Raw genomic sequence first — 14851 nt, forward strand, 5'->3', positions numbered from 1 at the left:
CCTTTTTTGATTTTTATTGAAAAACCAATATCTAATAGGAATAAAATTCAAATAATTTGAAGAATCAAGTTTGTGAAAAAAATATCAATATTTTCACAAAAAGGGTTGTAATTTTCTGAAAATTTGATAAAATAAGTTTTAATCATTTTCAGGAGGAAGAGAATTTGACAAATTATCAGAATTTAGTGAATGGAAAATGGAAATCATCAGAGAACAAGATTACGATCTATTCTCCTATCAATCAAGAAAAACTAGGTACAGTACCCGCTATGAGTCAGTCTGAAGTAGATGAGGCTATGAAAGCTGCGCGTGCAGCTCTCCCAGCATGGCGTGATTTAGCACCAGTTGAGCGTGCAGCCTATTTACATAAGACAGCAGATATTTTAGAACGTGATAAAGAAAAAATTGGTACAATTCTTGCCAAAGAGGTTGCAAAAGGGATTAAAGCAGCCATTGGAGAAGTAGTACGTACAGCAGATTTGATTCGTTTTGCTGCTGAGGAAGGTCTCCGTATTACTGGACAAGCAATGGAAGGTGGCGGTTTTGAAGCTGCAAGTAAAAACAAACTAGCCGTTGTCCATCGTGAGCCAGTTGGTGTTGTTTTAGCTATCGCGCCATTTAACTACCCAGTCAATCTTTCTGGATCCAAGATTGCTCCGGCTCTGATTGCAGGAAATGTCGTTATGTTTAAGCCACCAACGCAAGGATCTATTTCTGGTCTCTTGCTAGCTAAAGCATTTGACGAAGCAGGAATCCCAGCAGGTGTCTTCAATACCATCACTGGACGAGGTTCTGAGATCGGAGACTACATCATTGAACACAAGGAAGTTAACTTCATTAACTTTACGGGTTCAACACCGATTGGTGAGCGTATTGGTCGTTTAGCTGGTATGCGCCCGATTATGCTTGAACTTGGTGGGAAAGATGCAGCAATCGTTTTAGAAGATGCAGATTTAGAGAATGCAGCCAATCAAATCGTGAGTGGTGCATTTAGCTACTCTGGTCAGCGTTGTACCGCTATTAAACGTGTCTTAGTTGTAGAAAGCGTAGCAGACAAGTTAGCCGAATTGCTCCAGGCTAAAGTCGCTAAGCTAACAGTCGGTGATCCATTTGACAATGCTGATATCACACCTGTTATTGACAATGCTTCAGCTGATTTCATCTGGGGATTGATCGAAGATGCACAAGAAAAAGGTGCTAAGGCTCTTACACCAATCAAGCGTGAAGGCAATCTTCTCTGGCCAGTGCTTTTTGACCAAGTTACAAGAGATATGAAAGTAGCCTGGGAAGAACCGTTTGGACCTGTTCTCCCAATTATCCGTGTCGCAGATACGAATGAAGCAGTAGCAATTGCCAATGAATCTGAGTTTGGTCTTCAATCCTCTGTCTTTACAAATGACTTCAAGAAGGCGTTTGAAATTGCTGAAAAACTTGAAGTGGGAACCGTTCATATTAATAATAAAACACAACGTGGACCAGATAATTTCCCATTCCTTGGTGTAAAAGGTTCTGGTGCAGGCGTACAAGGAATTAAATATAGTATCGAAGCGATGACAAATGTTAAATCCATTGTTTTTGATGTGAAATAATCTATAAAATCAGGAAAATAACTTCCTGGTTTTATTTTTTCAAAAAAATACAGTAGAAAATTGATAAAAAACGGATGTTTTGGTATTATAATAAAAAAATATATGGAAATTGTTTCGTGTTCTATTTCAGGATATATCATTTTTAAAATGCTCGGTAATTTTTTGAAGACTTTCATAAAAAAATATGATTTCCTTCGTAAATTACTTGAAAGTTATCTTAAAAGAGTGTATAATGGAATCATAGAAAACGCTTACAAAAGAAAGGGGATTGAATGAATAATCAAGAAGCATTAAGAACCTTTACTACAGGTGAGAACTTTCACCTCCAGCATTATTTAGGAGCGCATAGAGAGGAGAAAAACGGAGAAATAGGCTATACCTTTAGGGTTTGGGCCCCGAATGCACAAGCAGTTCATCTAGTTGGTGATTTTACCGATTGGGTTGAGAATCAGATTCCCATGATTCGTAATGAAGCAGGTGTTTGGGAAGTCTTTACGAGTCAAGCTCAGGAAGGTCAGATTTATAAATATCATATCACGCGTGCAAATGGTCACCAGATTATGAAGATTGATCCTTTGGCAGTTTATTTTGAAGCTAGACCGGGTACAGGAGCTGTTTTGACCAATATCCGTGAAAAGAAATGGAAAGATGGACTTTGGCTAGCACGTCGCAAACGTCTGGGATTTTTCGAGAGACCAGTTAATATATACGAGGCTCATGCAGGGTCTTGGAAGAGAAATCCAGATGGTAGTCCCTATACGTTTTCGCAACTGAAAGACGAGTTGATTCCATACTTAGTTGAGATGAACTATACACATATTGAGTTCATGCCTTTAATGGCTCACCCACTTGGATTGAGCTGGGGCTATCAGCTTATGGGTTACTTTGCTTTTGAACATTCCTATGGTAGACCTGAGGAATTCCAGGATTTCGTTGAAGAGTGTCATATAAATAATATCGGTGTTATCGTAGACTGGGTTCCAGGTCATTTCACCATTAATGATGATGCCTTGGCATATTATGACGGTACACCAACTTTTGAATACCAAGACCACAACAAGGCTCATAACTATGGTTGGGGTGCTCTGAATTTTGACCTCGGGAAAAATGAGGTCCAGTCTTTCTTGATTTCAAGTATTAAATTTTGGATTGATTTTTACCACTTAGATGGCATTCGGGTAGATGCAGTAAGCAATATGCTTTACCTAGATTATGATAATGCTCCTTGGACTCCAAACAAAGATGGTGGAAACCTTAACTACGAAGGTTATTATTTCCTTCAACGGTTGAACACAGTGATTAAGTTAGCTCATCCAGATATCATGATGATTGCAGAAGAAAGTTCATCAGCGACAAAGATTACTGGTATGAAAGAAATGGGTGGCCTTGGATTTGACTATAAATGGAATATGGGCTGGATGAATGATATTCTCCGTTTCTACGAGGAAGATCCGATTTACCGCAAGTATGACTTTAATCTTGTGACTTTCAGCTTTATGTATGTTTTCAATGAAAACTATCTCCTACCTTTCTCACACGATGAAGTGGTTCATGGCAAAAAGAGTATGATGCATAAGATGTGGGGAGATCGCTACAATCAGTTCGCTGGTCTGCGCAACCTCTACACCTATCAAATTTGTCATCCAGGTAAGAAACTCTTGTTCATGGGTAGTGAGTACGGGCAATTCCTAGAGTGGAAGTCTGAGGAGCAGTTGGAATGGTCTAATCTAGAAGATCCGATGAATGCCAAGATGAAGCATTTCACTTCACAACTAAATCAATTCTATAAAGAGCATCGTTGTCTTTGGGAAATTGATACTAGTTATGATGGTATAGAGATTATCGATGCTGATAATAGAGATCAGAGTGTCCTTTCCTTTATTCGTAAGGGCAAGAAGGACGAAATGTTAGTCTGTGTCTTTAACATGGCACCAGTTGAACGTAAGGACTTTACGATTGGTTTACCTGTTGCAGGTATTTACGAAGAAGTTTGGAATACAGAATTAGAAGAATGGGGAGGTGTGTGGAAAGAACACAATCAAACAGTTCAGACTCAAGAAGGCTTATGGAAAGATTACGAGCAGACTTTGACCTTCACCTTGCCTGCTATAGGAGCAAGCATTTGGAAGATCAAGCGTCGTTTGAAACCAGCTAAGAAAAAAGAATAGCAGGCTGTTGATTACAATTTTTAATATTTTAAAAACGGATGTACTTGTATTGGACTTGAAACAAAAGAGAAATGGATTTCCTATTATTTTTATAAAAAGTTTGACTTCCGACCTTCTTTCGATTTTAACGTTCACATGTCTTTATAAAGGAGTAGAAAATGAAGAATGAAATGCTAGCTTTGATCCTTGCGGGTGGGCAAGGAACACGTCTCGGAAAACTCACTCAAAGCATTGCCAAACCGGCGGTGCAATTCGGTGGGCGCTACCGTATCATTGACTTTGCTCTTTCCAACTGTGCAAACTCTGGGATTCATAATGTTGGTGTTATTACGCAGTACCAACCTCTTGCTTTGAACAACCATATTGGGAATGGTTCTAGCTGGGGACTAGATGGTATTAACACAGGTGTTTCTATCCTTCAACCCTACTCTGCGAGTGAGGGAAACCGTTGGTTTGAAGGGACCAGTCACGCTATCTACCAAAATATCGACTACATTGATAGTATTAATCCTGAGCATGTTTTGATCCTTTCTGGTGACCATATCTACAAGATGGACTACGATGATATGCTCCAATCACATAAGGATAACAATGCCAGTCTGACTGTAGCTGTTCTAGACGTACCTCTAAAGGAAGCTAGCCGTTTTGGTATCATGAATACAGATGCCAATAACCGTATCGTTGAATTTGAAGAAAAACCTGCTCAACCTAAGTCTACAAAGGCTTCAATGGGGATTTATATTTTTGATTGGAAACGTCTCCGCAATATGCTTGTTGCTGCTGAAAAGAACAAGGTAGATATGTCAGACTTTGGTAAAAACGTTATTCCAAATTACCTTGAGTCTGGAGAAAGCGTCTATGCTTATGAATTCAAAGGCTACTGGAAAGACGTTGGTACTATCGAGTCTCTATGGGAAGCCAATATGGAATACATTGATCCAAACAACGCTTTGGATAGTCGTGATCGTCAGTGGAAAATCTACTCACGGAACTTGATTTCACCACCAAACTTTATTGGAAAACACGCTCATGTAGAAGATTCTTTAGTTGTGGATGGCTGTCTCGTGGATGGAACTGTTAAGCATTCTATTCTCTCAACAGAAGCGCAAGTACGTGAGGGTGCTGAAGTAGTAGACTCTGTAATCATGAGTGGTGCCATTATCGGAAAAGGTGCAAAAATTAAACGTGCCATTATTGGTGAGGGTGCTGTTATTTCTGAAGGTGTCGAAATTGATGGAACAGACGAAGTACAAGTAGTAGGATACAATGAAGTAGTGGGGGTAGCATCAGATGAAGATTGATAAATATTCAGCCATTTTAGGAAACACAGTTGGTTTTCATGATATGTCAACGTTAACAGAACACCGTCCGGTGGCTAGCTTGCCATTTGGAGCAAAATATCGTTTAATTGATTTCCCTCTTTCTAGCCTTGCAAATGCTGGTGTTCGTAGTGTCTTTGGAATTTTCCAACAAGACAATATCAGCTCAGTTTTTGACCATATCCGTTCAGGTCGTGAGTGGGGCTTATCCACACTTCTAAGTCACTACTATCTAGGAATTTACAATACTCGTGTTGAAAGCAGTACAGTTGGAAAAGAGTATTACCAACAGCTTCTTACCTACTTGAGACGTTCAGGTTCAAACCAAACCGTTTCGATTAACTGCGATGTGCTGGTGAATATTGACTTGAATCAAGTCTTCCACCTACACAATACAACAAAAGGTCCGATCACAGTTGTATATAAGAAACTTCCGAAGAAAGACATTTCAGATGTGAATGCTATCTTGGAAATTGATGAAACAGACCATGTTCGTTCGCATAAACTCTTTGATAACAAATCTACAGATGAACTCTTCAACATGTCTACAGATATCTTTGTTGTGGATACTCCTTGGTTGATTGAACGACTTGAAGAAGAAGCTCAGAAAGAATATCCTGAAAAGTTGCGCTATGTTCTCCGCGATTTAGCTGTAAAAGAAGGAGCTTTTGCTTACGAATACACAGGCTACTTAGCAAACATTCATTCTGTCCAGTCCTATTATCAAGCAAATATTGATATGCTTGAATCTAAAAAGTTCTACTCACTCTTCTCACCAAATCAAAAGATTTATACAAAAGTTAAGAATGAAGAACCAACCTACTATGCGAATACTTCAAAAGTAAGTACTTCTCAGTTCGCTTCTGGTAGTATCATTGAGGGTGAGGTAGTTCAGTCAGTCCTATCTCGTAATATTTATGTTCACAAAGATAGTGTGGTGAAGGACAGCATTTTATTCCCTCGTGTTGTGATTGGTCAAGGAGCCCAGGTTGAATATGCCATTCTAGACAAAGGAGTTGAAGTTGCGGACGATGTTGTCATTCGAGGAACAGCAGAACATCCAGTTGTAGTTAAGAAGGGCGAAACAGTAACAGAGGACATTTATTCATGAAAATTTTATTTGTAGCGGCAGAAGGAGCACCCTTTTCAAAAACAGGTGGTTTGGGCGATGTCATTGGCGCCCTTCCCAAATCACTTGTAAAAGCAGGGCACGAAGTTGCAGTTTTCTTGCCTTACTATGATATGGTAGAAGCTAAGTTTGGTGACCAGATAGAGGATGTTCTCCACTTTGAAGTTAGTGTAGGATGGCGTAGACAGTACTGTGGTATTAAGAAAACGGTCTTGAATGGGGTTACCTTCTACTTCATTGATAATCAATATTATTTCTTCCGTGGCCATGTGTACGGTGATTTTGACGATGGTGAACGCTTTGCCTTTTTCCAACTGGCTGCTCTTGAAGCCATGGAACGCATCGGCTTTATTCCTGATCTTCTCCATGTTCATGATTACCACACAGCCATGATTCCATTTTTGTTAAAAGAAAAGTACCATTGGATTCAAGCATATCAAGGAATCAGAACAGTTTTAACCATTCACAATTTGGAATTCCAAGGTCAATTTTCTGAAGGAATGTTGTGGGATTTGTTTGGTGTTGGATTTGAACGCTATGCTGATGGCACCCTTCGGTGGAATGATTGCCTCAACTGGATGAAAGCAGGTATTCTCTACGCGGATCGTGTCTCAACCGTTTCCCCTAGCTATGCGCACGAGATTATGACCAGTCAGTTCGGCTGCGGTTTGGACCAGATTCTTCGGATGGAGTCAGGTAAGGTTTCAGGTATTGTCAATGGTATTGACGCAGATCTTTATAATCCTCAAACAGACCCACTTTTAGATTATCATTTTGATAAGGAAGATTTGTCTGGAAAAGCACAAAATAAAGCAAATTTGCAAGAGAGAGTTGGGTTACCTGTCCGAGCAGATGTTCCTCTAGTTGGGATTGTCTCTCGTTTGACCCGTCAAAAAGGCTTTGATGTTGTTGTAGAGAGCTTGCATCGTTTCTTACAAGAGGACGTTCAAATAGTCCTTTTAGGAACAGGTGACCCGGCTTTTGAACATTCCTTCTCCTGGTTTGCGCAAGTCTATCCTGACAAACTATCAGCAAATATCACTTTTGACGTCAAGCTCGCTCAAGAAATTTATGCAGCTTGTGACCTCTTCCTCATGCCAAGTCGTTTTGAACCATGTGGCTTGTCACAAATGATGGCTATGCGTTATGGAACACTACCATTGGTTCATGAAGTGGGTGGACTAAGAGATACAGTTCAATCCTTCAATCCGATCGAAGGAACTGGTACTGGATTTAGCTTCGACAATTTAACACCATACTGGCTTAACTGGAGTTTCCAAACAGCCTTGGATGTTTATAAGTACCAGCCGGACGTTTGGAAAAATCTACAAAAACAAGCTATGGAATGCGATTTCTCATGGGATACAGCCTGCAAATCTTATCTTGACTTGTACCATAGTCTAGTCAACTAATAGATAAAATCGTATGATTCTTTCATACGATTTTTGGGCTGTTTAGAAAAGAGGAGAAGTGATGACTCAAGTAATGGGGCTCTGTGTCATGGATGTTGATGGCACCCTGATAGCAGAGGAAGTGATTGATCTTTTAGGAAGAGAAGCAGGTTGCGAAGCCGAAATTTCGCAAATTACAAGCCAGGCAATGCGAGGTGAACTGGATTTTAAAACAAGTTTAAGAGCAAGAGTGGCTTTGTTAAAAGATCTTCCAATCTCGGTCTTTGATAGAGTTTTCAAATCTATCCATCTGTCCAAGAATGCTCAAGAATTTATCTCCATTCTTCAAAAGAAGGGCATTCTAGTCGGTCTAGTGTCTGGTGGCTTTACACCAATAGTTGAGAGATTGGCAGAATCCCTTGGTATCTCCTATTTCTCTGCTAACCAGTTGGAAGTCAAAGACGGTTTTTTAACAGGAAAATTAGTTGGTGAAATTGTGACAGGTCAAGTAAAAAATGCTACTCTTGAGAAATGGAGAAAGGAATTAGAACTACCCAAAGAAAGAACGATTGCTATCGGTGATGGTGCCAATGACCTCTTGATGTTAAAGACAGCAGGCCACGGTATAGCCTTTTGTGCCAAAGAGGTCGTAAAAGCAGAGACAGCTTGTCATGTAGATACGAGGGATTTTTTGGAAGTTCTTCCTTTGATTGATTTCTTAGAATGAGAGGGAACTATGAAAATTGTAATCGCACCCGATTCTTTTAAAGAAAGTTTGACAGCAGAAGAGGTCGCTCAAGCTATAAAAAGGGGCTTCGAACAGTCAATAGCGGATGTAGAATGTCTGCTCTGTCCTGTTGGTGATGGTGGGGAAGGAACTGTAGATGCTATTCGCCATTCTCTTGAACTCGAAGAAAAATGGCAAGAGGTGACAGGGCCTTTTGGGCTAAAAGAATCAATGCGCTACTTTCAAAAAGATCAAATAGCGCTCTTCGAAGTTGCTGACTTGGTTGGTTTAGGAAAGATTCCGCGGGAGAAACGAAATCCCCTCCACATCCAAACCAGAGGTATCGGAGAGCTGATTCGCCATCTCATTGATCAAGGAATGAAGGAAATCTATATTGGCGTTGGTGGTACGGCTAGTAATGACGGTGGGATAGGCATTGCTGCTAGTCTGGGTTATTGTTTTTATGATAAGAATGAAAAGGAATTACCAGCTTGCGGTCAGACTTTGCTTGAGTTCGAGTCAGTTTCAGACAGTGAGTTGTATAGGATTCCTGAAGATGTGAAAATTCGCATTTTAGCAGATGTCGTGAGCCCTTTATGTGGTCATCAAGGAGCGACCTATACATTTGGAAAACAAAAGGGCTTGGATCCTGCTTTATTTGAGACAGTAGATCTGGCTATGCAGCGGTTCTATGAAAAATTATCGCCTTCTACCCTATTTCTTAAAGGAGCAGGGGCAGGTGGGGGTATTGCTGCTGGACTCTGTGCCTTTGCTAAGGCCTGTATCGTATCTGGGATTGATACTTGCTTGGATTTGATAGACTTTGACAAGAAAGTTGCAGGTGCCGACTTGGTTATCGTTGGAGAAGGCAGACTGGACAGTCAAAGCTTTGCTGGAAAAGCTCCTATCGGCGTAGCAAAAAGAACCCCTAACAGAGTTCCAGTTATTGCTATTTGTGGTAGTCTTACTGACGATTTGCCTCCCCTACCATTTGAAAATATAGAAGCTGCCTTTTCCATTTTAGAGAAATGTGAACCTTTAGAGAATAGTTTGAAAAATGCAAGTCTCTATTTGGAGCACACAGCTACTAATATCGGTCATTTATTAAATATGAGGAAGGATTAACCGAACCATTTTTTCCAGATTGATTTTTTAGGAGTTTCTGTCTTTTTCTCCTCCCAGAGATTCGAGAATGCAAGTCTAAGGTCTTTTTCATCTACTTGAACAGGTTCGTTCGTGTGAATGACAAGGCCGAAAGGAGAGGTGATATGATCATCTGAAACAATAGTCGCCTGGCAGTTGCTTTCCTTTGCTTGTTTTAAGTAAAAGACCTGTTTGTCAAACTCGATATTTGGTGAGATTTTCACAAAAAGTTCCTCTACCTTTTCTTGAAACCTTTCTAAAATAGAGAAAAATCCCTTTTGTAGCTGAAGGCTATTGGCTGTCTCAACATCCGCATAGCCTAGAACTCTTTCCTCGAAAGTGCCGAGAAAACGACGTTGCTCATCCGGGTTTAATTTTGGCCCACCATGAGCTTTTTCTAGTAGTTGTTTTGATAAATCTGTCATGAAAATAGTATATCACAAAAATCTCATGAAAACAGACAAAAGAAAGCGATTACTTTATAAAGTTAAGGAAAATTTGCACAAAGATAACGTTTTTTCTTGAAAAACGCTTATTTTTAAGGTATCATAGAGGTGTAAAAAATTTAACTCAAAGGAGAGTAAAAAATGTCAATTATTACTGATGTTTACGCTCGCGAAGTCCTAGACTCACGCGGTAACCCAACACTTGAAGTAGAAGTTTATACTGAATCAGGTGCTTTCGGACGTGGTATGGTTCCATCAGGAGCTTCTACCGGTGAACACGAAGCAGTTGAACTTCGCGACGGTGACAAATCTCGTTACGGTGGTCTTGGTACACAAAAAGCTGTTGACAACGTAAACAACATCATCGCTGAAGCTATCATCGGCTACGATGTACGTGACCAACAAGCTATCGACCGTGCTATGATCGCACTTGACGGTACTCCTAACAAAGGTAAATTGGGTGCAAACGCAATTCTTGGTGTGTCTATCGCTGTAGCTCGTGCTGCTGCTGACTACCTTGAAATCCCACTTTACAGCTACCTTGGTGGATTCAACACTAAAGTTCTTCCAACTCCAATGATGAACATCATCAACGGTGGTTCTCACTCTGATGCTCCAATCGCTTTCCAAGAATTCATGATTGTACCTGCTGGTGCACCTACATTCAAAGAAGCTCTTCGTTGGGGTGCTGAAATCTTCCACGCTCTTAAGAAAATCCTTAAATCACGTGGTTTGGAAACTGCCGTAGGTGACGAAGGTGGATTCGCTCCTCGTTTCGAAGGAACTGAAGACGGTGTTGAAACTATCCTTGCTGCTATCGAAGCTGCTGGTTATGTTCCAGGTAAAGATGTCTTTATCGGATTTGACTGTGCATCATCAGAATTCTATGATGAAGAACGTAAAGTTTACGACTACACTAAATTTGAAGGTGAAGGCGCTGCTGTACGTACTGCTGCAGAACAAATCGACTACCTTGAAGAATTGGTAAACAAATACCCAATCATCACTATCGAAGATGGTATGGATGAAAACGACTGGGACGGTTGGAAAGCTCTTACTGAACGTCTTGGTGGTAAAGTACAATTGGTTGGTGACGACTTCTTCGTAACAAACACTTCTTACCTTGAAAAAGGTATTGCAGAAGGTGCTGCTAACTCAATCCTTATCAAAGTTAACCAAATCGGTACTCTTACTGAAACATTTGACGCTATTGAAATGGCGAAAGAAGCTGGTTACACTGCCGTTGTATCACACCGTTCAGGTGAAACTGAAGATTCAACAATCGCTGACATCGCAGTTGCAACTAACGCAGGACAAATCAAGACTGGTTCACTTTCACGTACAGACCGTATCGCTAAGTACAACCAATTGCTTCGTATCGAAGATCAACTTGGTGAAGTAGCTGAATACCGTGGATTGAAATCATTCTACAACTTGAAAAAATAAAATAGTTCAGTGAACTATTTTATCCCGAACCTTGAAATTCAAAAGTTCGGTCGTTGATCTAACAACGTTTTAAGCCCCTCGGATTTTATCCGAAGGGCTTTTTTTCTGTTCAGGGGGCAAAAAGGGGGCTGAGATTATGGTATAATAGACAAAAACACTTGTATTAGAAAGAAACTATGTCTAAAGAAATTGATATTGAGTATTACCATCAACTAGCCTTGCAGAAGCAGAAGGAGCATCGTAAAGTTTTAGCTAACCTAAAGAAAAAGCCACCAAAAAATCTAGACAAGATTGCCCAGCAGATTCACCAAGAAGTCTTTGCTGAGATTGATTGCACTGCCTGTGCCAACTGTTGCAAGACTTTGGGACCAGACTTTAAAGAGGCAGACATCACACGTATTGCTAAGTACTTTAAGATGAAATTACCGGCTTTTGAATCGGAATTTCTGCAGGTGGATGAAGATGGAGATAAGGTTTTCAAATCCATGCCCTGCCCCTTTCTAGGAGGAGACAATCTCTGCTCCATCTATGATGTTCGTCCCAAGGCCTGTCGTGAATTCCCCCATACAGATCGGAAAAAGATCCATCAAATTAATCATTTGACGATTAAGAATACCTTGACCTGCCCTGCAGCCTATCTCTTTGTTGAGAAATTAAAAGATAAGTTATAGATTTTACACCTTTAAATCTTGTACAAAAATTCTGGGGCGGAAGTATCTTATATCTGTTAGACTATAGTTAGAATTGAACACGGCCTAAAAGCTGTGTGAAAAAGATGAAATTTTCTCGGAGCAGGAGCCCCTCCGTCAATTTTCCAATTTTCACTTTGCTTTTAACGGCCTTAGTATCTTTTGTGAGGTGAAAAAGAATATGATGCATCAATTCAATCGAACCATGGAATATCTGGAAAGTAAGCTGGACGCAGAAGTGGATTTGCAGAAATTCCAGCAGCTATCAGGCTATTCTTATGCTCTCTTTAGCAGGCTTTTTTCCATCCTAGCAGATATGACTTTAGCAGAATACTTGCGCAATCGCAGGCTATCAGAAGCTGTGACAGACTTGCGGGAAGGCTCTGAGAAAGTCATTGACATAGCAATGAAATACGGCTATGAGTCTGCGGATGCCTTCAGCGCAGCCTTTAAGAAATTCCATGGTGCAACCCCCTCAGAAGTTCGAAATGGAAAACCTTATCGGATCTTTCCTAGACTTCAATTATCCTTAAAGATTACAGGAGGAAAGAACATGGATATCAAGATTCAAAAGAAACCTGCATTTACCGTGGCAGGCGTCCTATTGGAAGCTATTGACAATAGTCAGTGCCCGTCTGCTTGGGAGGATCTCTATAACAATCACAGTCTTGAAAGCCTAGAAGGTTTGGGTAGCGGCCAATCCTTTGGCGTCTGCTCGGATGTCAAAGAAGGCGAAATCATCAACTACATGGCTGCTTATGATGTGACAGATAAAGCTAAAGCAGAAGAACTAGATCTGTCCATCAAAGATATCCCAGCGGCTGAATATGCTATCGTCCCAGTCAAAGGTCCTATACCAGCTAGCATTCACAATGCTTGGAAATATGTCTTGGAGGTCTTTTTCCCAGAGACTAACTATCGTCACTCAGGAGCGCCAGACTTTGAAGTCTATACTGAAGGTGACATGTCGTCACCAGACTATCAAATGGAATTATGGATACCTGTAATCAAGAACTAGATCATTTTCTGATAATTTATAAAGATGCAAATCGAACTCTGTAGAAGATAACTTTTACAGAGTTTTTTATTGTGGAAATTCATGTCTATAAATCAAACATACCATAATTTTTGTTTAGATTTTATGGGGCATGAGAATAGTTTTCTCGGTATAATAGTCCCATAGAAGATAAGGAGGCAGGAATATGCAGATGTATTTTGGAGATGTGTCGCTTTGCTATAGCTATTCATTGGCAATGGCACTGGATAGCTATGGTTATGACTTTAAAGCAGAGTTTTTAGAGGCAATTATGGTGATGGGCAATGGCGCTAGTATTGTAAAGGAAGATGACCAGCACCCTCTAGTATTCTTTGATAACGGAATGCCAGATCTTTCCATCTCCCATTACTTAAAAATACTTGGATTTGACTATGAGGACTTCTATCTAAAGGATGGAGCGGAAGTAGATTTGGAAGAGATTAAAAGAAAGTTGGAAACCTTTCTGTTCAATGGACCTGTCGTACTGGGCCCTCTTGATATGGGCCATCTGACCTACAACCCCAATCACACAATCCTTTATGGTGTGGATCATTTTGTAACCGTGTATGGTATTGATGAGCAGTACCTTTATTTGCATGATCCAGCTGGTTTTGCCTGTATGAAGGTTGCTTTTAATGACATACTAGAAGCCTGGAAGGCAGAGGCTATTGACTATAAGCGTGGAGCCTACTCCATGTGGGGAAATTTTAAGAAGGTCAAGAGTCCTAGTCAGACTGAAATCTATCAAGAAACAGCAAGGATTATGAAGAAACGATATTTGAATGGCCAAAACGGTGTTTTGGAATGTTATGCAAAAGCAGTTGCTGAAAACGGCTTAAATACAGAACAAAAACAATTGCATCAGTATTTCAGCTTCAAACTTGCGGCTGTTCGAAATCTCTACCTCAGTAAGTTCTTAAAAGATCATAATCCAGAAGGGGCAAGATTAAAAGAAGAATTGGCTACTCTATTTAGCCAAGCCCACCTTTCATGTTTAAAAGAAGATTACCAAGAACTGTCCCACTTGCTCTATCAGATAGCAGAATTGGACGGTCTCTTTAAAGATTTATATGTAAAGTAGTGACTATAAGCATAAAAAATAGTTAGTAAAAGCAGTTTTTCGTAAAATGAAGAACTGCTTTTTGATTATGGTATAATGAAGTGAGGAAATATCTTATTCTACTTGAAAATGAAGGGAGAACGCCTATGCCTAGACCAAAAACAAAAGAGGAGCTAGTGCTAGCCTCTAAGGAAAACTATGAAAAGCTCAATCACTTTATATCTAAATTAAGTGAAGAGGAACTACAGACTCCTTTTGATTTTTCAAAAGATCAAAAGAAAAAAGAAGCTCACTGGAAAAGAGATAAAAATCTAAGAGATGTTCTGATCCATCTCTATGAATGGCATCAGTTACTTTTGACCTGGGTACATTCTAATCAAAAGGGACATGAAAGACCTTTTCTCCCTGAACCTTATAATTGGAAAACTTATGGGGAAATGAATGTCGCTATTTGGAAGAAGCACCAGAAAACGACCTTAGAAGAAGCGACCAAGCTCCTCAATCAATCGCATGGAGAGGTTTTAGAGTTGATGGAAGGCTTCAGCAATGACCAACTCTTTACCAAAGGTGTCTATAAGTGGACGGGTGGGACAAGTCTAGGCTCCTACTTTGTGAGTGCCACTTCCAGTCACTATGATTGGGCTCTGAAAAAACTCAAAGCTCATCAGAAAAATTGTAAGAAACGTTAATTGAAGAGTTTATGAAGGT

At 40.1% G+C, this 14851-nt stretch carries 13 protein-coding genes; 12 read left to right on the forward strand and 1 reads right to left on the reverse strand.

Translation table 11 applies throughout. The annotated features are described in order from the left end of the window. Positions 1 to 164: 164 nt before the first annotated feature. The 7 genes from STO1_RS04705 (at position 165) to STO1_RS04735 (ending at position 9448) form a co-directional block, all read left to right on the forward strand. A complete protein-coding gene (locus STO1_RS04705; RefSeq protein WP_084851319.1) occupies positions 165 to 1589 on the forward strand; it encodes an NADP-dependent glyceraldehyde-3-phosphate dehydrogenase in 1425 nt (474 codons plus the stop codon). Between the two features lie 272 nt (positions 1590 to 1861). Next, entirely contained in the window at positions 1862 to 3757 is a 1896-nt protein-coding gene (glgB, locus tag STO1_RS04710) for a 1,4-alpha-glucan branching protein GlgB (protein ID WP_096422180.1), read from the forward strand. A gap of 158 nt (positions 3758 to 3915) precedes the next feature. Then, positions 3916 to 5058 carry a glucose-1-phosphate adenylyltransferase gene (locus STO1_RS04715; RefSeq protein WP_096422182.1) on the forward strand — a complete coding sequence of 381 codons (1143 nt, stop codon included), beginning with the start codon at positions 3916 to 3918 and terminating at the stop codon, positions 5056 to 5058. Continuing rightward, complete coding sequence (glgD, locus tag STO1_RS04720) at positions 5048 to 6187, forward strand: glucose-1-phosphate adenylyltransferase subunit GlgD (protein ID WP_096422184.1); 1140 nt, start codon at positions 5048 to 5050, stop codon at positions 6185 to 6187. Before STO1_RS04715 ends, glgD begins: the two co-directional genes overlap by 11 nt. Next, positions 6184 to 7617 carry a glycogen synthase GlgA gene (gene glgA, locus STO1_RS04725; RefSeq protein ID WP_096422186.1) on the forward strand — a complete coding sequence of 478 codons (1434 nt, stop codon included), beginning with the start codon at positions 6184 to 6186 and terminating at the stop codon, positions 7615 to 7617. Before glgD ends, glgA begins: the two co-directional genes overlap by 4 nt. Positions 7618 to 7678: 61 nt before the next feature. Continuing rightward, positions 7679 to 8323, forward strand: a complete 645-nt coding sequence (serB, locus tag STO1_RS04730) for a phosphoserine phosphatase SerB (protein ID WP_096422188.1) — start codon at positions 7679 to 7681, stop codon at positions 8321 to 8323. A 9-nt stretch (positions 8324 to 8332) separates the two neighbouring features. Next, positions 8333 to 9448, forward strand: coding sequence for a glycerate kinase (locus STO1_RS04735; protein WP_096422190.1), 1116 nt, complete (start codon positions 8333 to 8335; stop codon positions 9446 to 9448). Here STO1_RS04735 and STO1_RS04740 read toward each other — a convergent pair. Beyond that, positions 9445 to 9891, reverse strand: a complete 447-nt coding sequence (locus STO1_RS04740) for a DUF1694 domain-containing protein (protein WP_096422192.1) — start codon at positions 9889 to 9891, stop codon at positions 9445 to 9447. The two genes, STO1_RS04735 and STO1_RS04740, sit on opposite strands and share 4 nt — an antisense overlap. A gap of 162 nt (positions 9892 to 10053) precedes the next feature. Between STO1_RS04740 and eno the strand changes: the two genes are divergently transcribed. The 5 genes from eno to STO1_RS04765 all read left to right on the forward strand — a co-directional run bounded on the left by eno (position 10054) and on the right by STO1_RS04765 (position 14832). Then, positions 10054 to 11358 (forward strand): surface-displayed alpha-enolase, encoded by a 1305-nt coding sequence (eno, locus tag STO1_RS04745; RefSeq protein WP_000022823.1) that lies wholly within the window; start codon positions 10054 to 10056, stop codon positions 11356 to 11358. Between the two features lie 176 nt (positions 11359 to 11534). After that, positions 11535 to 12029, forward strand: a complete 495-nt coding sequence (locus STO1_RS04750; RefSeq protein WP_096422194.1) for a YkgJ family cysteine cluster protein — start codon at positions 11535 to 11537, stop codon at positions 12027 to 12029. A gap of 199 nt (positions 12030 to 12228) precedes the next feature. Continuing rightward, positions 12229 to 13065, forward strand: coding sequence for an AraC family transcriptional regulator (locus STO1_RS04755; RefSeq protein ID WP_096422196.1), 837 nt, complete (start codon positions 12229 to 12231; stop codon positions 13063 to 13065). A 184-nt stretch (positions 13066 to 13249) separates the two neighbouring features. Continuing rightward, the gene (locus STO1_RS04760) at positions 13250 to 14164 is read left to right on the forward strand and encodes a YobF C-terminal domain-containing protein (RefSeq protein ID WP_096422198.1); all 915 of its coding nucleotides are present in this window, start codon (positions 13250 to 13252) and stop codon (positions 14162 to 14164) included. A gap of 125 nt (positions 14165 to 14289) precedes the next feature. Further along, complete coding sequence (locus STO1_RS04765) at positions 14290 to 14832, forward strand: ClbS/DfsB family four-helix bundle protein (protein ID WP_001137895.1); 543 nt, start codon at positions 14290 to 14292, stop codon at positions 14830 to 14832. The last annotated feature ends 19 nt before the right edge of the window (positions 14833 to 14851 follow it).

It is taken from the genome of Streptococcus oralis subsp. tigurinus (assembly GCF_002356415.1).
GTDB lineage: Bacteria > Bacillota > Bacilli > Lactobacillales > Streptococcaceae > Streptococcus > Streptococcus oralis_F.

What these genes read in the sequence shown, in the direction of transcription:
- glgB (WP_096422180.1), top strand. Translation starts at nt 1,862, where the DNA reads ATGAATAATCAAGAAGCATTAAGAACCTTTACTACAGGTGAGAACTTT.
- STO1_RS04715 (WP_096422182.1), top strand. Translation starts at nt 3,916, where the DNA reads ATGAAGAATGAAATGCTAGCTTTGATCCTTGCGGGTGGGCAAGGAACA.
- glgD (WP_096422184.1), top strand. Translation starts at nt 5,048, where the DNA reads ATGAAGATTGATAAATATTCAGCCATTTTAGGAAACACAGTTGGTTTT.
- glgA (WP_096422186.1), top strand. Translation starts at nt 6,184, where the DNA reads ATGAAAATTTTATTTGTAGCGGCAGAAGGAGCACCCTTTTCAAAAACA.
- serB (WP_096422188.1), top strand. Translation starts at nt 7,679, where the DNA reads ATGACTCAAGTAATGGGGCTCTGTGTCATGGATGTTGATGGCACCCTG.
- STO1_RS04735 (WP_096422190.1), top strand. Translation starts at nt 8,333, where the DNA reads ATGAAAATTGTAATCGCACCCGATTCTTTTAAAGAAAGTTTGACAGCA.
- STO1_RS04740 (WP_096422192.1), bottom strand. Translation starts at nt 9,891, where the DNA reads ATGACAGATTTATCAAAACAACTACTAGAAAAAGCTCATGGTGGGCCA.
- eno (WP_000022823.1), top strand. Translation starts at nt 10,054, where the DNA reads ATGTCAATTATTACTGATGTTTACGCTCGCGAAGTCCTAGACTCACGC.
- STO1_RS04750 (WP_096422194.1), top strand. Translation starts at nt 11,535, where the DNA reads ATGTCTAAAGAAATTGATATTGAGTATTACCATCAACTAGCCTTGCAG.
- STO1_RS04755 (WP_096422196.1), top strand. Translation starts at nt 12,229, where the DNA reads ATGATGCATCAATTCAATCGAACCATGGAATATCTGGAAAGTAAGCTG.
- STO1_RS04760 (WP_096422198.1), top strand. Translation starts at nt 13,250, where the DNA reads ATGCAGATGTATTTTGGAGATGTGTCGCTTTGCTATAGCTATTCATTG.
- STO1_RS04765 (WP_001137895.1), top strand. Translation starts at nt 14,290, where the DNA reads ATGCCTAGACCAAAAACAAAAGAGGAGCTAGTGCTAGCCTCTAAGGAA.